This is a genomic window from Caulobacter sp. GW821-FHT10F06, from assembly GCF_058809215.1.
In genome coordinates, this window is sequence record NZ_JBXASK010000008.1 from 57,625 (window position 1) to 77,419 (window position 19,795).

General features: G+C 66.4%; 14 protein-coding genes. 3 read left to right on the forward strand and 11 right to left on the reverse strand.

Translation table 11 applies throughout. The annotated features are described in order from the left end of the window. Positions 1-44: 44 nt before the first annotated feature. From AC1RUS_RS17655 to AC1RUS_RS17695, 9 genes are all read right to left on the reverse strand, one after another. Positions 45-2,873, reverse strand: coding sequence for a TonB-dependent receptor plug domain-containing protein (locus AC1RUS_RS17655; RefSeq protein WP_492917912.1), 2,829 nt, complete (start codon positions 2,871-2,873; stop codon positions 45-47). A gap of 290 nt (positions 2,874-3,163) precedes the next feature. Next, complete coding sequence (locus AC1RUS_RS17660; protein ID WP_492917913.1) at positions 3,164-4,063, reverse strand: substrate-binding domain-containing protein; 900 nt, start codon at positions 4,061-4,063, stop codon at positions 3,164-3,166. 24 nt (positions 4,064-4,087) lie between these two features. Continuing rightward, complete coding sequence (locus AC1RUS_RS17665; protein WP_492917914.1) at positions 4,088-5,632, reverse strand: acetolactate synthase large subunit; 1,545 nt, start codon at positions 5,630-5,632, stop codon at positions 4,088-4,090. A 140-nt stretch (positions 5,633-5,772) separates the two neighbouring features. Further along, complete coding sequence (locus tag AC1RUS_RS17670) at positions 5,773-6,630, reverse strand: HpcH/HpaI aldolase family protein (protein ID WP_492917915.1); 858 nt, start codon at positions 6,628-6,630, stop codon at positions 5,773-5,775. A gap of 19 nt (positions 6,631-6,649) precedes the next feature. Further along, positions 6,650-7,663: a DODA-type extradiol aromatic ring-opening family dioxygenase gene (locus tag AC1RUS_RS17675; protein WP_492917916.1), complete on the reverse strand. Its 1,014-nt coding sequence runs from the start codon at positions 7,661-7,663 to the stop codon at positions 6,650-6,652. A gap of 96 nt (positions 7,664-7,759) precedes the next feature. After that, on the reverse strand, positions 7,760-9,061 hold the full coding sequence (locus tag AC1RUS_RS17680; RefSeq protein WP_492917917.1) for an MFS transporter: 1,302 nt from the start codon (positions 9,059-9,061) through the stop codon (positions 7,760-7,762). A gap of 26 nt (positions 9,062-9,087) precedes the next feature. Next, entirely contained in the window at positions 9,088-9,939 is an 852-nt protein-coding gene (locus AC1RUS_RS17685; protein WP_492917918.1) for an amidohydrolase family protein, read from the reverse strand. 195 nt (positions 9,940-10,134) lie between these two features. Further along, positions 10,135-11,160, reverse strand: a complete 1,026-nt coding sequence (locus AC1RUS_RS17690; RefSeq protein WP_492917919.1) for an amidohydrolase family protein — start codon at positions 11,158-11,160, stop codon at positions 10,135-10,137. Between the two features lie 17 nt (positions 11,161-11,177). Further along, positions 11,178-12,146, reverse strand: coding sequence for an ABC transporter substrate-binding protein (locus tag AC1RUS_RS17695; protein ID WP_492917920.1), 969 nt, complete (start codon positions 12,144-12,146; stop codon positions 11,178-11,180). 842 nt (positions 12,147-12,988) lie between these two features. Here AC1RUS_RS17695 and AC1RUS_RS17700 point away from each other — a divergent pair. Beyond that, on the forward strand, positions 12,989-14,194 hold the full coding sequence (locus tag AC1RUS_RS17700) for a LysR substrate-binding domain-containing protein (protein WP_492917921.1): 1,206 nt from the start codon (positions 12,989-12,991) through the stop codon (positions 14,192-14,194). A 218-nt stretch (positions 14,195-14,412) separates the two neighbouring features. Next, positions 14,413-15,600, forward strand: coding sequence for a lactonase family protein (locus AC1RUS_RS17705; protein ID WP_492917922.1), 1,188 nt, complete (start codon positions 14,413-14,415; stop codon positions 15,598-15,600). Here AC1RUS_RS17705 and AC1RUS_RS17710 read toward each other — a convergent pair. Beyond that, positions 15,587-16,339 (reverse strand): siderophore-interacting protein, encoded by a 753-nt coding sequence (locus AC1RUS_RS17710; protein ID WP_492917923.1) that lies wholly within the window; start codon positions 16,337-16,339, stop codon positions 15,587-15,589. The two genes, AC1RUS_RS17705 and AC1RUS_RS17710, sit on opposite strands and share 14 nt — an antisense overlap. 172 nt (positions 16,340-16,511) lie before the next feature. On the opposite strand from AC1RUS_RS17710, the gene AC1RUS_RS17715 reads away from it, so the two are divergent. Next, complete coding sequence (locus AC1RUS_RS17715; RefSeq protein WP_492917924.1) at positions 16,512-17,519, forward strand: aldo/keto reductase; 1,008 nt, start codon at positions 16,512-16,514, stop codon at positions 17,517-17,519. Between the two features lie 52 nt (positions 17,520-17,571). Here the strand turns inward: AC1RUS_RS17715 and AC1RUS_RS17720 are convergent, their stop codons facing one another. Continuing rightward, positions 17,572-19,698, reverse strand: coding sequence for a TonB-dependent receptor (locus AC1RUS_RS17720; protein ID WP_492917925.1), 2,127 nt, complete (start codon positions 19,696-19,698; stop codon positions 17,572-17,574). Positions 19,699-19,795 lie beyond the last annotated feature (97 nt).

Below are 19,795 nucleotides of genomic sequence, written 5' to 3' on the forward strand. Positions count from 1 at the left end.
CGGACGCCTTCGCATCCGATCCCGCTTGGTCGAGCTTGGCCGATCTACAGCTTCAGGCGGGCGCCGATGGTGAAGTAACGGCCCAGCACGTCGTCGCCGATCGCGTAGCCGTCGCGCATGCCGGCCCGGGTGCCGTTGCCCGAATAGGCCCCGCCGGGCGCGTCGTTGTCGAAGAGGTTCTGGATGTTCAGGAACAGCTCCGTGCGGCCCAACGCCGTATCGGCGTCGTAGGTCAGGCTGAGATTGGTGGTTCCGAACGCGGCAATGCGGTTCTCGACCCACACCTGGGTCGGGTCGCCGCCCAGCTTCATCGAGTCCCGCCAGCGCTGCATCAGATCCACGGTCAGGTGCGGCGCGGGCTGGAAGCGCAGCAGGCCGGTGACGCGCAGATCGGGTCCAGCCGCCATGCCCAGCGGCCCGAAGGCCACCCCGCCCTGGTCGGTCGTCGGAACGCCTGGCTGGCGGTAATAGACGTGCGGTTGCCAGGCCCCAAGGAACCGCAGGCTTGCTGGCCGGTCGAACAATGTGGTTGCGTAGTTGACCTCCAGGTCGGCGCCCCAGGTCTCGATCTCGGCGATGTTGTAGTACTTGGTGTACCACCGCGTGACGGCGTTGGAGGCGGCCGTGCTGGTGTAGCCGTTCGGCCGGACCTGCAGCGCGCAGTACGGCGAGGAGCCGCCGCTGGCGTAGCAGGCCTGCTGATAGGCGGCCGTCGAGCCGGCGATCTGCGCCACCGCGTCAGTCACCGTGATGTGATAGCCGTCCAGGGCGATGCTCAGGCGCGGCAGCGGGTTCCAGACCAGGCCGGCCGTGGTCGTCTTGCCGATCTCGGCCGTCAGGTCGGGGTTGGACAGATCGGTCGACGGCACGCGCGGACTGGTGTTGGTCAGCAGGTCCACCGGATTGACCGGCACCGAGTTCACCGGCGCGAACAGCTCGTAGAGGGTCGGGGCGCGGATGTCGCGGGACTTGGCGCCCCGGAACCGCAGCGCGTCATTGACCCGCCAGTCGAAGCCGATCTTCCAGGTCCAGTAGTCGCCGCTGGTGTCGTAGCGAGTGAAGCGCGCCGCGCCGTTCAGGCTCAGCGACTGCATCAGCGGCGCGTCCTTGACCAGGGGCGCGTCGAACTCGAGCGCCGCTTCCTTGACGGTCTGGCTGACCTTGGGACTGGCGGCGTAGGTCTGGGTCCACAGCGCCCCGCCGGCCGTGCAGTTGTAGCGGATGCCGGTGCAGTTCACGAGATCGCTGGTCGAGGCGTCGCTGCGCGACTCGAAGGATAGCTTGCGCCATTCGCCGGACAACGCGACCCCGACCGGCCCGGCCCAGGTGCTGAACGGCGTCCCGTTCAGGTGGCCCGACAGGGCGTCCATCGTCGTGCTGGCCGCGTAGTGGGTCGGCTGCATGACGTAGTTGATCGCCTCGGCGCTGGCCGCGCCCGACCCAAAGACATTGAGCGGCACGCAGCCCGAGCTTGGATTGGTCAGGGTGACGCTGCAGACGATCTTGCCGGTGGAGTCGGTCACCGCATCCAGCGCGGCGGCAAGGCGCTGGTTGTTGATGTTGGTGACGAGGGTCGTGCGCAGCTCGGTCGTGCCGTGGGTGTAGTCGACGCCCCACTTGTAGGCGCCCAGGTCGCCGTCGAGACCCGCGGTGTAGATACGCTGGTCAGACTTGGACCGCGCTTCCAGGCGCGGCGCGCTGGCCACCAGTTCGCTCAGCGTGAAGGTCGCCTGATTGGCGGCGGCCAGCTGGGTCCGATAGATCGGGTTCAGGAAGGCGTTCTGCGAGCTCATCGTGACCCGGTTGAGGGTCAGGTAGTCGGAGTAGTTGGCGTTGGTCTTGATGTTGCCGCTGGCCTGAACATAGCCGTGCACACTGTCGCTGAGGTCGTAGTCAAAGCGGCCGAAGACCTGGTGGCCCTTCAACGAGGCCAGCAGCGAGGAGTCGTAATAGGCGCCGTCGCCGCCGATCTCCAGCGCCGACGATCCGGTCGCCGTCCCGTGAACGAACGGGCGCAACGTGCCGTCCGCGTTGAAGGTCTGGCCGTTCAGCGCACCGCTGTTGATCAGGCCGCCGAACGAATAGGCCGACTGATGGACGTTGCTGTAGAGCTGGTAGGGATTGGCCGCCGTGCCCGCGCCAGCCACGCCCCACAGGTTCATCCAGTCGCGATCCGAGCGATAGGCGATGCCCTTTTCGTCGCGATACTCGTAGCTGCCCTCGAAGTGGCCGCGATCACCGAGCCGCGTTCCGACCGCGAAGCCGACATCGACCTTCTTGCCGTCGTCCTGGTCGGACACCCCGGTCTGGGCCAGGGCCTTCAGGCCGTTGAACCGCTTGTCGATGACGTAGTTGACCACCCCCGAGACGGCGTCGGAGCCATAGACCGCCGAGACGCCGCCGGTCACTGTGTCTACGCGCTGCACCAGCATCTGAGGGATCACGTCGACGTCGACGACGCCGTTCAGCAGGGTCGGCGGCACGCGCAGGCCATCGATCAGCACCAGGGTGCGGTTGGGCCCGATATTGCGCAGATTGAGCTGGTTGGCCGAGGCGTTGCCCGCCCCGACACTGCCGGTCGAGGTCGGGTTGACGCCCGAGCCGCGCGAGCCGGCGAACACCGGCAGGACCTGAAGGGCATCAGCCAGGGTCCCAGGCTGCATGCGCAGCACGTCTTCGGTCGCAACGACGGTGACAGGAGACGGACTGGCGTCGCCGTTTCTGATGACCCGCGAGCCGGTGACGACGATCTCGCCGACCGTGGCGTCATCGGCGGGCCCGGACGGCGCGCTGGTCTGGGCGGACGCCGCGGCGCTCAAGGCGAACGTGCTGGCCCCCGCGAGGAATGCGGCGGCGATCCTGAGAGTCCTCATCTTCCATCCCCTGTAGTTCGGGGAGTGGCCGGACACGCCGCGCCCACCCCGTTTTGTCGTTCTCGCGCGGCATTCAGCGATGTCGCTCAAGGAGGATGGGTCCTGGCTACATCAGATTGCTTATTGGTTTCACGAACGCATCCATTCGTTTTTCGAAGCCATGTCGGAGACTTCGCGGCGATCGAACAGGACCTGGGAAGACCTTGCCGCGTCAAAGAAAAAGGGCGCGCATCATCCCTTCACCGAATGATGCGCGCCCAAGAATCCGACGGGGAGTCGAATGTCTTCGGCTAGGCGCCCAGCGCCGCCGTGGTGTCGTCGAACAGCTCGTCGACCGACATCTTGTGTGGGATGATCTTCTGTTCGAACGACCAGTCGATGGCCAGTTGCAGGCCCTTGCGGTTGGCCTCCAGACCGATCGGCGGGAACACCTTGGGCGGACCGCCCTCGGTCAGTTCGCGGCTCTCGACGATCATGCGGAAGATCTCGCGCACGATATCCGGGCGCTTTTTTGAGATGTCCTCGTGGACGACGAACATGTGGTTGATCGGCACCACGCCCTCGCGCTCGAACCAGGCCTTGGCGGCGTTGTGCGGATCGGGGACCAGGAACTGGACGCGCGGGTCCTTGGGCAGGTCCACGCCCTGCAGCGTCGCGGCCAGCTCGCCGTCCAGCATCATCTGGCCGATGTCCGAGCCCTTGGGCAGACGCACGCAGTTGGCCGGATCCTCGTACTCGGCGAGATGGCCGTCGCCGACAGTCATCCAGGTCACCTTGTCCAGGTCAACGCCATGCTCGTGCTTCAGGATGCCCCGGATCCACAGGCCGGTGGTCTGGGCGTAGGTGCGCACCCCGACCTGCTTGCCCTCGATATCCTTGGGATCGAGGTGGCCTAGCATCTTATTGAAGCCGGCGCAGTGATGCTGGAAGCGGCCCGAGATCGGGGCCGGCAGCATGACGTAGGGCTTTCCGTAGGCCTTGGCCTGCAGATAGGTGACGATCGCCAGCTCGCCGGCATCGAACTTGTTCTCGCGCACCATGGCCTTGAAGCCGTTGTGCGCCTGCTCCGGACCGCAGAAGTCGAGATTGACGATGTCGGACGTCACCCGGCCGTCCTTCATCGCCATCGTGACGGGATAGTCGGCGAGATTGGTCTTCAGGGTGGTCACGGGCGTGGCGGTGTCGGTCATGTTCGATATCCTTCGTCAGGCCGCCTAGAGGGCGACCTCGATCAGCACCGGCCCCTGCTCGCGGACGGAATTGACCATGCTTTGGTGGAAGTCTTCGGCCGTGGTGACGCGGTGCGAGGGGACGCCCATGCTGGTCCCCATCGCCACCCAGTCGATGCGCGGCTTGTCGATGTCGATCATCGCCAGGGCTTGAGGGCCCGGCGCGCCGAAGCCCATGTTGGCGAATTCGGTCTTGAGGATCTGGTAGCTGTGGTTGGCGAAGATGATCGTCGTGACGTTCAGGCCTTCGCGCGCCTGGGTCCACAGAGACTGGATCGTGTACATGGCGCTGCCATCGCCCACCATGCAGAACACCCGCCGGTCGGGACAGGCCAGGGCCGCGCCGGTGGCGACCGGCGTGCCGTAGCCGATCGAGCCGCCCATGTTCTGGATGGTGTCGTGCGGCAGGGCGCCGGCCGTCAGCCCCATCGACTCCCGCCCCGTGGTCAGGGACTCGTCGACCAGGATGCAGTGCTCGGGCATGGCCGTGGCCAGGGCATGGGCGATGCTGATCGGCTCCAGCTTGCCGGTCGGCGGCGCCTGGTCGGAACGCGCTTGGAGCTGGGGCTCGACGGCCGGGCCGCCCAGAGCGTCCAGCAGCATCTCCAGGCCCAGGATGCTGTCCTCGCCGGTCTCGACCAGGCTGTGGACGACGCTATCGGGCGACTTCAGGCGGCTGGGCTTGTCGGGATAGCTGAAGAAGGCGATCGGCTCGACGGTCTCGACCGTGATGATGTTCTTGAAGCCCTTCAGGAACGCCACAGCCTGCGGCACCCCATAGGGAATGCGCTCCAGCGGCACGCGCCCTGCCCCGCGCTCGATGCGGGCGCTGAAGAACTGGGTCGCCAGGCGGGCGCCAGCCTTGGCGGCCACCCGGCCGGCCAGGTCCAGCGCCTTGCCGCGCATGGACTTGCCGCCGAAGATGATCAGGGTCGGCTCGCCAGACTTCAGCACCCGCGCGACATGTTCGACCCGCGCCAGGTCCGGGGCCTTGGGCTGGGCCTTGAAGCGCTCGATCTTCGGCGGCTGGCCGGCCTCGCTCCATGAGGTGTTGCCCGGCAGGATCAGGGTGGCGATCTGGCCAGGATGCTCGCTGGCCTTGGCGACCGCGGCTGCCGCGTCGATGGTGATCGACTGGGGGGTATCGGTGCGGCGCACCCAGTGGCTGAGCGGTCGCGCCAGCCCCTCGATGTCCGAGGTCAAGGGCGCGTCGTACTTCAGGTGCTGGATCGCATGCTCGCCGATGATGTTGACCATCCCGGAGCTGGCGCGCTTGGCGTTGTGGATATTGGCAAGGCCGTTGGCCAGGCCCGGACCCAGGTGCAGCAGGGTCGAGGCCGGCGTGTCGCGCATCCGGTACCAGCCGTCTGCGGCCCCGGTGGCCACGCCCTCGAACAGGCACAGCACGCTGCGCATCTTGGGATTTTCCAGCGCCGCCAGGAAATGCATCTCCGACGTGCCAGGATTGGCGAAGCAGATGTCGACGCCTTGATCGACCAGGGTGCTCACAAGGCTTTCGGCGCCGTTCATCTCAACTCCTCCACTCGGCGGACCGCGCTTCGCGACGCGGCCGTCTCAAGAGGAAGAAAGACCATTTCCAGGGGACGGCGGCCCAATCCAAACGGGCCGGAAAGCGATAGATTTCCGGCCCTTCCCTGGAAGCTTTGAGACTAGTAGCCCGCCATTTCCTTGCCCTTTCCGACCACGCCGTACGAGCGCTGCGGAGCGGCCATCAGGAAGCGGTAGCCCTCGGCCAGCAGGCGTTCGATGTTGCCGGCGTTGGTGTGCGGGTTGCCGACCGGCACGCCATGGCGAACGCAGGTCTCGGCGACCTTCTTCATCGCATCGCGGACGTCCGGATGGTCGTACTGACGCGGGAAGCCCATCTCCTGGGAAAGGTCGCCCTCCCCGATCAGCACGAAACCAACGCCCGGCACTTCCTTGAGGATCTCGTCCAGGTTCTCGACGCCCTTGACGCTCTCAATCATCAGCCCGACCAGAATCTCGCCCTGCGGGGCCAGCGGCCAGACGTCGGCCTTGGCGTAGTACTCGGGCATGGACAGACCCCAGTAACGCGAGGCGGTCGCCGGACCATCGCCGCGCACGCCACCCGGCTCGTACAGCGGCGCGTTCTTCGGCCGCCCGTAGCGGCACGAGGCGACGGCGTTATAGGCCTGGGCCACGTCGTTGATGTGCGGCCAGATCACGCCGTAGACGCCCCGGTCCAACGCCTGCTTGGCGTAGGCCTGGTTCATCTCCACGCCGTTGGCCGGCACGCGGACGATCGGAGTCACCTGGGGCGCGAGGGTCGCGGCCGAATGGATCTGCTTGCGGTTCAGCAGGTACTGCAGCGCATCGCCGAGCGCGGCCATGTCCCAGGGATTGTGCTCCATCTCGAACACCAGGCCGTCATAGGGCGAGTCCGAGAGGTCGATCGCCGACTGCTTGTCGGCCTTGGCGAAGCAGGTGAAGGCGGGCTTGCCGGCTTCCCACGCACGAATGATGCCGTTCAGGCGGGTGTCGGTCATACGGATTTCGTCTTTCTCGTCAGACCGCTTGCGCGGCCTCTTCGGGGTTCCAGTACATGAAGCCCATGCCCTCACCGGTCCCGGCGGCGGTCCGCCAGCACGGCACGTAATCGACCAGCGTCATCTGGGCCCCGGTGTGCTGCAGGGCCATCATGACGATGCTGTAGATCTTCACCTCGGAGGTCCCCGACTGGTAGTAACCGTCGGGAATGGCGGCCAGGCCGTCATAGTCGTAGGCCGCCAGCTTTTGCATGACGTCGTGGTCGAATTCCTCGTCGTTGACGAAGTGCGACAGCCCGCCCGAGGCGATGATGGCGACGCGCACGTCATCGGGCCAGGCCTCGATGGCCTCGCGCAGCACGCGGCCAAATTCGATGCAGCGGCTCATCGACGGCTGGGTCGGCGGATAGAAGAGGTTGAACAGCACCGGCACGTGCGGCGGCGGCTGGTCGCCCATGATCTGGTGGTAGACGAAGCTGTAGGCGTGCGGCACGACCGGATAATCCGGCTTCACGCCCTGGCGCTGGGCCATCCAGACGTTCTCGGGCCAGGCCTGCAGGTCGTTGAGGTCGAAGCCCTCCTTCTGGAAGGTCTTGATCAGATAGGTCGCCAGCTCGGGATAGGCCTTGTGGACCACATGGTGGTCGGGCGCGTAGACGGGCCGCTGGGGCGGGCCGTTGTGGACGTCCTCGCCGGTATAGATGGTGATCGAGGGGGATTGGTCGGGCCAGATCTCCTTCTGGTCCTTGCCCAGCACGATGGCGACGTCGATCTTGGCGCGGCCATAGGCCTCGGCCATCTTGTCCAGCGCGGCGCGGCAGCGGCCGGCGCGCTCGGTGCGCTCCTCGATCGTCAGGAAGGGCTCGAAGGCCGCTCCGCGATGGGCTTCCAGTTCGGGATAGGTCCAGGTGCGGTTCTGGAACCAGAGTTCGGGGTTCTTGCGGTCCCGCTCGCCGTTGGTCAGCCAGTCCTCGGGGGCTTGGCCCAGCATGCCGCTGTGGGGCACCGCCATGCCAAATACGATCTTGGCCATTTACGCGTCTCCTTGATCAGCGAGGCCTAGGGATTGGACCCAGGCCTCGCCAATTCGTTTCGGGCTCGGCGTGATCGCTTCACGCCCGCCGCTTGCTCAGATCTCGACGCCCTCGGGCACCTTCGGGGCCCAGTCGCGACGCAGGACGAACAGCGTCGTCAGGGCGCCCAGCAGCAGGAAGGCGAAGATCACGTACATCGGCAGCACGTAGCTTCCGCTGGTGTCCAGCAGCCAACCCGACAGGATCGGGGCGACCATGCCGGCCAGGCTGACGGCGACCTGCTGGATGCCGGTGACCACGCCGACGGCGGGCTTGGGAATCAGGGTCAGGCGGCAGAGCGCCAGGTTGTTGGCCGTCGCCAGGCCCAGGCCCGACAGCGACGCCACGTTCCAGAACAGGGCCGTGCCTAGGTCCTCGGCCCGCGCTCCGAGGATCACGGTCGAAGCGACCAGGAAGCCGGCGATGACGAAGCTCTTGCGCACGACCACGGCGTCGCCGCCTCGCGCGATCAGCTTGTCGGCGCCCCAGCCGGCCACCAGCGCCACGATGGCGATGCCCGCGAAGCTGAAGAAGGAATAGAGGCCCATCTTCGCCAGCGACAGATGGCGCTGCTCGACCAGATAGGCCGGCATCCAGGTCATGCAGTAGAAGGTGAAGTAATTGTAGCAGAAGTTGACGACCAGGGTGCCCCAGACCAGGGGGCTGGCCAGGATGTTCTTCAACGGCACCGCCGAGGCCTTGGCGCGGACGGCAACCATGTCGCTCTTGGCCGGCAAGTCGTTCTTGACCATGAACAACCACGGCAGCAGCCAGATCATGCCCACGACGCCGGTGATGACGAACATGGCGCGCCAGTCATAGGCGACGATCAGCCAGGCGGCGACGGGCGCGCCGATGGCCGGGCCGAACTTGTTGCCCAGCATGTAGAGGCCGACGGCCGTGCCGCTCTCGCCCTCGTGGAAGTTGTTGCGGATCCAGCGATAGCTGGCCGGCACCACCACGGCCTCGGCCGCGCCGACGACCAGGCGCATGACGATCAGCGCCGCCAGGGTCGTGGTCAGGCCCGTCAGCGCCGATGCAGCGCACCAGACGATGAAACAGACCGTATAGGCCCGCTTCACGCCATAGCGATCGACCACCCATCCCATCGGGATCTGCAGGGCCGCGTACGACCAGAAGAACGCCGAATTGATCCAGCCCCGATCGAGATTGGACAGATGGAAGTGCGCCTTGAACGACGGCGCCGCCAGGGCCGACGAGATGCTGGTCCGGTCCACGAACGCGATCAGCGCGCCGACGGCCAGAAGGACCAGGATCGACCACCGCTTCCAGGCTGGCGGGATCACGACCTGGGCCGGCGCGGCGGTCCCGATGACGGCCTCGTTGGTGCTAGCCATATGTTTCTCCCCAGACGTTTTCATCTTTATGCGCCGAGCTTGGGATAGAGCGACAGGGCGGTCTTGCCGAAGACCCATTCGCGATCCTCGTCCGAGAGCGCGGCCAGGCGCTGTCGCGCGGTCGCCAGGATTTCCGAGAGTTCACCCGTCGAGGTCGGGAAGTTGGATCCCCAGGCCAGACGCTGGGGGCCGAAAACCTCGACCAGCTTCGGGAAAAAGGTCTCGGCGGTGGCCGCGCCCTTGACGCTGTCGCCCATAATCCTGGGCGTCAGCTTCAGATAGATCGACGGGATCTCGGCCAGCTCAAACAGGCTCCGGGCGGCGTCGTAGGGAGGGCCGTCGGCGACCTCGGGGCGACCCAGGTGGTCGAGGATGATCGGCACGTTCGGGAAGCGCCTGGCCAGGTTCGTCACCTGCGGCAGGCCGACGGGGCCGGTCTGGATGCACATGGTCAGGCCCAGTTCGCCCAGCAGCGCCCAGGCCGGATAGGCCGCTTCGTCCTCCAGCTCGGTGGGATCGAAGTCCTTGGTGCTGCCGCCGGTGAAGATGCGCAGACCGGCCAGGCCCTTGTCGACCCAAGCCTTGATCGTCTCGACCGCGTCCGGCGCGCGCACGTCCACCGAGCCGACGGCGATCAGGCGGTCAGCGTATCGGTTGCAGGCGTCGACCACATAGCTGTTGTCGAAGCCGTAGGTGGTCGAGGAGTGGACGACGGCGGCCTTGGCGACGCCGGCCTCGTCCATGGCGGCGATCAGGGTCTCGACCACGCAGGGCCGCTCCTGCGACCAGTCGGACCGCTTGCCGAACAGCGGAGCCGGCGGATAGCGCGCCTCGTCATCCGAGATCACGTGCGGATGAATGTCGATGACCGAGGACATAAGCGCTCCCTAGACTGACCTCTCGCGTGGCGTGTTCGCCGTCCGCGTGTTGAAGGCCATGGTCCCCGAGATCGCCGCGCCGGAGCAGTCGAAGCTATGCGGCGGGATATAAGTTTAGGCTGCGACAAATCCTGAAACGACAAAGGCGCGACGCGAGTGTCCCCGTGTCGCGCCTTCGAAATTACTCGAAGCGGTCTACTTGCTCTTGGCCTTCAACTGCGCGTCGAGGCGCGGATAGACCCGGCGGGCGTTGCCTTCGTAGATGTTGTAGCGGTCTTCCTCGGTCAGGCTGACGCACGCGTCGACATAGCGCTTGGTGTCGTCGAAATAGTGCCCGGTGTTGGGATCCTTGCCGCGCACGGCGCCGATCATCTCCGAGCCGAACAGCACGTTCTTGGACGGGATGACCTTGGTCAGCAGGTCGACGCCCGGGTGGTGATAAACGCAGCTGTCGAAGAAGATGTTGTCAAGCAGGCCCTCCAGCGGCCGGTTGGCCATCTCCAACGACATGCCGCGATAGCGACCCCAGTGATAGGGCACCGCGCCGCCGCCGTGCGGGATGACCAGGCGCAAGGTCGGGAAGTCCTTGAAGAGATCGCTCTGCAGGATCTGCATGAACACCGAGGTGTCGGCGTTCAGATAGTGCGCGCCGGTGCCGTGGAAGTTCGGATTGCACGAGGCCGCCACGTGAACCATGGCCGGCACGTCCAAGTCACAGAGCGCCTCGAACAGCGGATACCATTCACGGTCGGTCAACGGCTTGCCGGTCCAGTAACCGCCCGTGGGATCCGGGTTCACGTTCGCGCCGACAAAGCCCATCTCCTCGACGCAGCGGCGCAGTTCGGGGATCGAGTTCCTGGGCGGCGCGCCGGGCGACTGCGGCAACTGGCAGACCGGCACGAAGTTGTCCGGATAGATCTCGGTCACCCGCTTGACCAGGTTATTGGAGATCTCGGCCCATTCCAGGCTGGTGCGCTCGTTGCCCAGGTGGTGGCTCATCAGGCCGGCGATGGGCGAGAACAGGGTGATGTCGCTGCCCCGCTCCTGCTGCAGCTTCAGCTGGCCGTTGCCGACGCCTTCGCGGATTTCGTCGTCGCTGACATGGGCGTCCGACAGCGGCGGCGCGTTGGCCGGATCGTTGGCGGCGTCCACCTGACGCTGGCGGAAGTCGCGGAACGACTTGGGGACGGTGGTGAAGTGGCCGTGGCAATCGATGATCATGGTCTTGTCCTTGGCGTTCACAGCTTGTCCGGGTCGACGAACAGTTCGTCCATGCTCATCCGCCGGGGCGTCAGGCCCTGGGCGAAGGCGGTCTGTTCCAGCGCTTCGATGGTCGGCCGATTGGCCTCGATGCCGTAGGGCAGCGGATCGGGCCCGACGAGGTCCATCAGCTTGACGTACTTCTTCTCGGTGGCGTCTTGCGGACCATTGGCGCGCACGCGCTCCAGCCACTCGTCCTTGGCTTGCTTGAAGGCGTTGTAGAGCGACTTGGCGACCCAGGGATGCTCGGCCAACACCGAGTCCTTGACCACGATGGTGCCGTGCATCGGATAGACGCCGGTGCGCCGGAAGTAATCGGCTTCCAGTTCGGCCGCGTTGGGCAGCAAGTCCGGATAGTCGGCCTCGACCTCCTGCCAGCCGCCGGTCGGCGCGCCGGTGCGACCGATGCCCGCCGCGCCCTCGACGCCCGCTGACAGTTCGCCGTCGGCCATCATCTCGGCCAGCGGCCGGGTGGCGTGGATCACGTTGCCCGGCAGCTTCAGCTCACGGACGTGCTCCTCGTCGTCGACGACCCAGGTCACCTTCGAGGCGTCCAGGCCACAGTCGTCCATCAGCGCCTGGCGCAGCCAAACGCCGGTGGTCACCGAATAGGCGCGCACCCCGACCTTCTTGCCTTCCAGGTCCTTGGGGGTCCCGATGCCGGCGTCGGGCCGCACCAGCATGCCCGAGTGATGGAAGCGGCGGACCACGAAGATCGGCAGGGCCACGAACGGCGCGCCATAGGCCCGGGCGATGATGTAGGTCGTCGGCGCGATCTCGCAGACGTCGAACTCGACGTCGCGCACCATCCGGCGGAAGGCGCCGATCTGCGGCTTGACGGTGATGATCTCGGCCTCGACGCCCTCGATCGGGATCGAGCCGTCGCGGATGGCCGACGTGTGCGGATGTTCCGCCACGGCGATCTTGAGTGGGACTTTCCCGGCCAAAGTTCTCTCCTGGAATACAAATCTCTGGAGGTTGGGCGGGCGCTCGTCACGCCGGCCAGAGCCTCGCTTCGCCTCACAAGGCCTTCGACAGGGGGGGCATCGTCAACACGCGCGGAGCAAATCTTTGCGTGCGCAGCCCATTTCCTATCGGCGGTCGCCTGCCGTCTACGAGACCTCGAACCGCCCGTTCAGGCGCCGCGGAACGCCCGGTGGATTGCCGCCTGACACGGCGTCCGGCAGCAGGCCGGGCGGGACGCCCTGGTAGCAGACAGGCCCCAGGAGCCGCTTGATCGGAGGCGCCGTCAGCGCCACGCCGCCCGCCCGCGAACCGGTAAAGCCCACCGCCTGCACACGCGGGTCTTCCCTTCGAAGCCGGCGTCTGGACGCGGTTTGCGGAGGCGGTCAATGAGATCGCGGACGTCGAATGACCCGATAGGTTTGCGGCGCTGCGATATAAGTTTTGCGTCAAGACGCCTCATTCAGACGACGTCGAAGCGCTCGTTTCTTATGGCCTGAGCACCGCATCGACCTGCCCGGCTCGCCACCTTTTGATGCGGATAGCGGTCATTCAAGACGCTACAGCCGCGCGTGGTAAACCCCTTCAATCGCCACGCCGCAAGATATAAATAGTTGAGTTATTTCATTAGATTATAGGAGATATAACCATTTCACTCGCCCCGCAAAGACATTGACTTTGGAAACGCCCGCAAGCCATCGCTGAAGAGGAGGACTCAAGGCCGGATCCAAAAACGCCAATTCCCAGCCCGATAAATTCCTGTTACGCCTTGCCTATCGGGAGGACTAAAATGATGGACATGGATCCTGAAAGCAGGGCCGCGTCGTTGAGCTTTCGGCAGCTGAAGCTGTTTGAAAGCGTCGGTCGACTCAGCAGCGTCCGCAGAGCGTCGGAGGAGTGCAATCTCTCCCAGCCGGCAGTGACCCAGGCGCTGGCCAAGCTGGAACAGCAGATCGGCGCCACGCTTCTCGAGCGCCGCGCCAGCGGCAGCTATCTCAATGAACTGGGCGAGATCTTTCACCGGCGGACGACCCGCCTGTTCGAACAGTTCGAGCAAGCTCTGGTGGCGCTGGGCGTGCCGGGCGCGCCGACCGCCGCTTCGGTGATCGCCAAGCGGATCTCCCGCTCGCAAGCCCGCAGCCTGATCGCCATCGTCGAAAGCGGCTCGTTCGCCCAGGCCGCCCAATCGCTGGACCTGTCCCAGGCCTCGCTGCAGCGCGCCGCCCGCGACCTCGAAGGCAATCTGAAGAAGTCGATCTACTACCGCACCGCCGCCGGCGTGATGGTGACCCCGGCCGGCGTCGAGTTCGGCCGGCGGATCAAGCTGGCGACCCAGGAAATCGAGTGGGGCATCCAGGAGATCGAGGCCGCGCGCGGCAGCGTCAACAGCCAGATCGCCATCGGCGCCATGCCGTTCGGCGGCAGCGTGCTGTTGGCCTCGGTGCTGGACGAGTTCGTCAAGGCCAACCCCAAGGTCGACGTCAAGATCGTCAATGAAAGCGCCTCGGAGATGCTCAAGCGTCTCCGTGACGGCGAGGTCGATTTCGTCATCGGCCTGGTCCAGGAGACCACGGCCGAGGACCTGACCAACGAAGCCCTGGCCAAGACGCCCTACGCGGTCGTCGCGCGGCGCGGCCACCGCCTGCTGCGACAGGGCAGCGTGACGCTCCAGGACCTCTTGGACTACGACTGGGTAGTGGGCACGCCGGGCGCCAGTCGCCGGGCCTGCTTCGAGCGCCTGTTCGGCGAAGGTCCTGGTCCGCAGGCCTCGATCGCCACCTGCTCCCTGCCGGTGATCCGCCACCTGCTGGCGCGCAGCGATCGCCTGACACTGATGACCTCGTACGAGCTGATGCACGAGAATGGCGCCCTGATGCCCCTGCCCTTCGGCCCTATCGAGCCGACGCCGGCGATCGGCGTCACGATGCGTTCGGGCTGGCTGCCGACCAAGCTCCACACCGAGTTCGTCGATCTGCTGCGCCGGCACATGGCCGACGCCGCGGTGCCGGCCATGCTCAAGAAGGCGGGCTGACGGCTTTCCGATCGCTCCGATCGTCGAACTTGGCGGTGCGCCCGTGGTGGACGGCTATCATCGCGGTCTGAAGCCACGAGCGCGCACATGACCAAGTTCGAGATCGAGACCGCTAGGGACGGCTGGACGCCGGCTCGCTGGCCGAGGCGGACATCATTGGCGAACCCTCGCGCCCTTGCTCGACGGCGATCCGAACGCGACCTGTAGGCGATCCATCCATGTCTAAGATCCAGAACCTGGCGCGACGCCTCACGATCGGCCGAGCCGCCGCCGCCCTCGCCCTGTCCCTGGCCGCCCTGCCGGCCAGCGCCGCGCCCAAGGCGCCGGCCGAACAGTTGGTCTATGTCGGCACGCAGGCCACCGAGGCGGGCCAGGGGATCTGGGCCGCGCGGCTGAACACGCGCACAGGCAAGCTGACCGCGCTGGGCGTGGCGGTCGAGGCCCAGCGGCCCACCTGGCTGGTGGCGCATCCAACCCAGCCGATCGTCTACGCGGTCAGCGAGGTCGGCAACGACGGCAAGTCGCATGGCAGCATCGGGACCTATCGCGCCGATCCGGTGACGGGCGCGCTGAGCAAGATCGGCGCGGCGGACTCCGGCGGCGGCGGTCCGACCCACCTGTCCCTCGACCCGACATCCAAGACCGTCTTCGTCGCCAACTACGGCACCGGCCACGTCGCCGCGCTGCCCATTCTGGCGGATGCGACCCTGGGCGCCCCAGCGTCGATCCAGGCCGATCAGGGCTCGGGCCCACATCCGCGCCAGAAGGGTCCGCACGCCCATGGCGTGACGCTGGATCCGTCCGGCAGGTTTGCGCTGGTGACCGACCTGGGCGCCGATCACCTATTCGTCTACCCCTACGATCGCGCCACGCGTCAGTTGAGCGCCGCCACGCCCGACTCGGAGGCCCTGCCCGCCGGTTCCGGTCCTCGACACCTGGCCTTTCAGCCCGGCGGACGGTTCCTGTTCGTGCTCACCGAACTTGTGCCGGAGCTTCGCTCCTATCGCTGGGACGCTCGCCAGGGTCGGCTGACCTTGATCCAAAGCCTGCCGACCGTCGGCGATCCGGCCAAGGCCAGCGTCGCCAAGGGCGCCGAGGTGATCGCCAGCCGCGATGGACGCTTCGTCTATGTCTCGGTGCGCGGCGAGGACGTGCTGGCGGCCTATGCCGTCGACCGCCGCACGGGCGCCCTGAAGGAGATCCAGCGCATCGCTTCGGGCGGTCAGGCGCCGTGGAGTTTCAGTCTGGACGCCACGGGCAAATGGGTCTTGGTGGCCAATCAGGCCTCCAATACCTTGACCGTGCTGGCTCGCGATCCGGCGACCGGCAAGCTCAGCTCCACCCCGGAGACGATGGCGGTCGGCAGGCCGGTCAGCGTCGCCTTCCTGGCGGTCAGTCCTCGATAGGCTCGTGCTTGCCGGCGGCCTGGCGCGCCCAGTAGCCTGCGGCCTTCACCCAGGCCTTGGGGTGGCCCATCACGTCGATCACGTGCGCCCGCACGACCCGTGCGGCGAGGGCCTCGGCGGCGATCCAGACATAGCCCTCGCCTTCCGGCGGCCGCACGGACCCGAGCGCCGTCGTCAGGAGATCGCCATCGACCTCGGCTCCTTGCTCGCGGATCAGCCAAGTGGCGGTCAGTCGGGTGCGCGTGGAGAACGCCTGCCGGTCCGCTTCTGAATCGACGACCGCCAGGACAATCACCGGAACGCCCGACCGCAATTCCTCCAGCCGACGCGCGATCGCCGGCAGCGCCGTCTCATCGCCGATCAGCAGGTACCAGTCGAAGTCGTCCGCCACGACCGTCGAGCTGCGCGGCCCGCCGATCTCCAGCACGTCGCCGACCTGGCTCTCAATCGCCCAACGCGTGGCGGGCCCGGCCTCGTGCAGCGCGAAGTCGATGGTCAGGGTCCCGGCCTGCGGATCGAAGGCGCGGGGCGTGTAGTCGCGCATGACGGTCTCGCCGTCCGCCGAGACGAAGAGCTTGATGTGGTCGTCCGGCGCGGCGCTGTCGAAATCGGCGAGGTCGGGCGAGGCGAACGCGACGCGCAGCATGCCAGGCGTGAGCTGCTGCTTTGTCATGACGGTCACACGCCGACGCTTGGGCTCGCGGCGCACCTTGCTCACTTCGTGTCGGGCGTTCGTCATGCGCTCACCTTGGTCCTTCGCGGCGATAGAGGGCAGATCCGATAGCGCGGTCCGCGGCTTCGACGTCCCGATCTCAGCCAATAGTTATGGGCGAGGAAGGACTTCCGATACGGGCCAGCGAGACGACGCATCAAACATCTGGCGGTTTCAACCGAATTGCACGGACGACACCTTGACCGCTTTGCCGCTCCGCACGCTCGGCCCGTTCAGGATTTCCGCCATCGGCCTGGGCTGCATGAACCTCAGCCACGCCTATGGCCCGCCGCCGAGCGCCGAAGACGCCGAACGCTTGCTCAACCACGCCCTGGACCTGGGCGTCACCCACCTCGACACGGCCGCTCTATATGGCGGCGGCGGCAACGAGCGGCTGATCGGCCGCGCCGTCGGCCATCGGCGCGACGCATTCACCTTGGCTAGCAAGGCCGGGCTGGACATCGACGGCGTCAGGCGGGTGCTGGACGGGTCGCCGGACGCGCTCACCGCCAGCCTCAACCGCTCGCTGGCCCGACTGGGCGTGGATCACATCGACCTCTTCTACCTGCACCGGCTCGACAGGCGCGTGCCGATCGAGGAGTCGGTGGGGGCCCTGTCGCGCGCCGTGGAGGCTGGCAAGATCAGCGCTATCGGCCTGTCGGAAGTGTCGGCCGCCACGCTCGAGCGCGCCCACACGGTCCATCCCATCGCGGCCATGCAGAGCGAGTATTCGGCGGCGGTGCGCAATCCCGAGGTGGCCGTCCTGGACGCCTGTCGCCGGCTGGGCGTCGGCTTTGTGGCCTTCTCGCCCCTCGCGCATGGCCTGTTGGCCGGCGCCGTCCGTGACGACGGCTACGCCAAGGGCGATATCCGGGCCTGGATGCCGCGCTTCGTCGAGCCCAACCTTTCGCACAATCTGGAAGCTGTGGGCCGGTTCGCGGCCCTGGCGGCCGAACTCGACCTCAGCGCGGCGCAGCTGGCCCTGGCCTGGACGCTGGCCCGCGCGGAGCATGTGGTCGCCATTTCTGGCACCACCAGCATCGCTCATCTGGAAGAAAACGTCCGTGCCACGACGATGACGTTGGCGTCCGAGGTCGTTGATCGCATCGACGCCCTGTTCGACGGCGCCCTTCGAGGCGCTCGCTATCCGGCGGAAGCTCAGACCCAGGTCGACACCGAACTGTTGCCGGGCGAGACGCTGGCCTAAAGTTCCGAAAGGATGACCGGAGGCGTCGGAAACGCCTCCGGTCCAGTCCGGTCTAGAACCGGGCGCCGACCCGAAGGCCGACCATCCGAGGCGGAAGGTAGGAACCGTAGTAGACGCCGGCCGTCGAGGTCGCGAAGGCGTAGGACTTAACCAGCTCGTCGGTGACGTTGTTGGCGAAGACAGTGACCGAATAGGCCCCGCCAGCCGCGTCGTAGCTGAGGTTCAGGTCGCTGGTCGTATAGGCGTCCTGCTTGATGATCGGGCTGCGGATGTCGAACAGCAGGTACTGCTTGGCCACGAAGCGCGCCCGGGCCGCAGCCGTGATCGTCGCGCCGTTGGGCAGATCGAAGCGGTGCGAGTAATCGACCGTCAGCGTCGACTTGGGCGACTTGGGCAGCGGATTGCCCGAGAAGTTGCCGCCCGAGGAGTACGGGGTCACCGGCAGTGTGAAGTCGTTGAACTCCGAGTGGGTCAGGGCTCCGACGACGCCGAGGCGATCGTTCGAGGTGATCGCCCACTGCGACTCCAGCTCCAGGCCGTAAACGGTGGCCTTGTCGGCGTTGTAGGTCAGGCGGCCCGAGGCGGTGCAGGGCGCCAGGTTCGAGGGCAGGTTCAGGCAGCCCAGTTGGCTGGCCTGGTAGTTCTTGTAGCTATAGTGGAAGGCCGTCAGATTCAGCTGCAGGGCATTGTCGAACAGGCGGTTCTTCGAGCCGGCTTCGAACGACAGCACCTTCTCCGGATCATACGAGTTGGGCGCCAGGCCGTCGTAGTTGCCGCCACCCTTGTAGCCGGTCGCGGCGGTCACATAGAGCAGCGACCGCTCGGCCAGGTCGTATTCGGCCGAGGCCTTCCAGTTGACCGCGTCCCACTCGCTGTTGGCGACGTTGGTGATCCGCGAAAGCAGGATGCCCGCCGGGTTGCGGACCTCTGTCGTTCCGTTCTGCTTCTTCTGGTCGGCCGTGTAGCGCAGGCCGCCGGTGATGTTCAGGCGATCGGTGACGTGCCAGGTCGCCTGGCCGAAGAGGGCTCGGGAATAGGCGTCGATCTGGGGATAGCCGAAGCGGACCGAGGTGGGCGGGGCCAGCAGCGTCTGGAACGAGCTCTGAAGCTCGTCCCAGTAGTAGGCGCCGATGATCCAGCTGACCGTCTGGTCAGGCTTGGAGGCCAGGCGCACTTCCACCGAGGTCTGCTTGGCCTGCTGGTTCAGCTGGATGCGCCGGTCGCTGGCGTAGAGGTTGTCGAGGGTCAGCTCGTGATAGGCGGGCAGAACCGTCAGGGTCACGCCGCCGAAATCCCAGTTGATCTCGCTGTGGACGCCCCAGTTCTTGTTGTTGATGTGAGCGCCCGGATTGACGGTGTTGGTCGAGCGCGGATCGACGCCCGCCACGGCCAGCTTGTAGGCGGCCGGCCCGACGCCCTTGCGCAGGTCGTAGTCGGCGGCCAGCAGCACCGAAATGTCGTCGGTCGGCTTGACCAGCAGCTGCCCGCGGAAGGCGCGGGAATCCTGATCCTCGCTGACGCCGTCGGCGGCGTAGCCGTCACGCTTGAGGGTCCGCATCGCCACGCGCGCGGCGACCTTGTCGCCGATCGGCAGGTTGACCATGCCGGTCACGCCGAACTGGTCGTAGGAGCCATACTCGGCGCCGAGCGCGGCTTCGAACACCGAGCGAGGCTTGGCTGAGATCACATTGATCGCGCCGGCCGTGGCGTTGCGGCCATAGAGTGTGCCCTGCGGTCCGCGCAGCACTTCGATCTGCTGGATATCGTAGATCAGCCCGCCGGTGGATTGGGGGCGACCCAGATAGACGCCGTCGACGTGATAGGCGACCGCCGAGTCCCCTTGCGGACCGTCGTTGGTGCTGAAGATGCCGCGGATGGCCACGCCGGTCGCGGCGTTGCTGGAGTTGATCTCGACGTTCGGGGCCGAGCCCTGGATGGCCTGAAGGTTGGGCGCGCCCTGCTTTTCCAGGCTTTCGGCGCTCACCGCCGTGACGGCCACCGGAATGGTCTGGACGTTTTCGCTGCGCTTCTGGGCGGTGACGACCACCTCTTCCAGCGCGATCGGCGCGCTGCTCGGCGCGGTCTGGGCGTGGGCGGAAACGGCCCAGGCCGAGGTCAGGCCCGCGCCGGCCAGCAAAAGGGCTCGCAGCGGTCGATGGGCGCGATGTTGAATTCGCATGTATTCCTCCCTCTTTTGTTTGGAGCCCCATCTCTGCTTGGCGGGGTCCGTGATTTATTTGTTCGCCTCCAGCCATCGACGTTGCGAGGCTGACTCA

Excerpts from the sequence above, each read along its gene's own strand:
- AC1RUS_RS17660 (WP_492917913.1), bottom strand. The coding sequence starts at position 4,063 with ATGACCGACACCGCCACGCCCGTGACCACCCTGAAGACCAATCTCGCC.
- AC1RUS_RS17665 (WP_492917914.1), bottom strand. The coding sequence starts at position 5,632 with ATGAACGGCGCCGAAAGCCTTGTGAGCACCCTGGTCGATCAAGGCGTC.
- AC1RUS_RS17685 (WP_492917918.1), bottom strand. The coding sequence starts at position 9,939 with ATGTCCTCGGTCATCGACATTCATCCGCACGTGATCTCGGATGACGAG.
- AC1RUS_RS17690 (WP_492917919.1), bottom strand. The coding sequence starts at position 11,160 with ATGATCATCGATTGCCACGGCCACTTCACCACCGTCCCCAAGTCGTTC.
- AC1RUS_RS17680 (WP_492917917.1), bottom strand. The coding sequence starts at position 9,061 with ATGGCTAGCACCAACGAGGCCGTCATCGGGACCGCCGCGCCGGCCCAG.
- AC1RUS_RS17710 (WP_492917923.1), bottom strand. The coding sequence starts at position 16,339 with ATGACGAACGCCCGACACGAAGTGAGCAAGGTGCGCCGCGAGCCCAAG.
- AC1RUS_RS17675 (WP_492917916.1), bottom strand. The coding sequence starts at position 7,663 with ATGGCCAAGATCGTATTTGGCATGGCGGTGCCCCACAGCGGCATGCTG.
- AC1RUS_RS17670 (WP_492917915.1), bottom strand. The coding sequence starts at position 6,630 with ATGACCGACACCCGCCTGAACGGCATCATTCGTGCGTGGGAAGCCGGC.
- AC1RUS_RS17705 (WP_492917922.1), top strand. The coding sequence starts at position 14,413 with ATGTCTAAGATCCAGAACCTGGCGCGACGCCTCACGATCGGCCGAGCC.
- AC1RUS_RS17720 (WP_492917925.1), bottom strand. The coding sequence starts at position 19,698 with ATGCGAATTCAACATCGCGCCCATCGACCGCTGCGAGCCCTTTTGCTG.
- AC1RUS_RS17655 (WP_492917912.1), bottom strand. The coding sequence starts at position 2,873 with ATGAGGACTCTCAGGATCGCCGCCGCATTCCTCGCGGGGGCCAGCACG.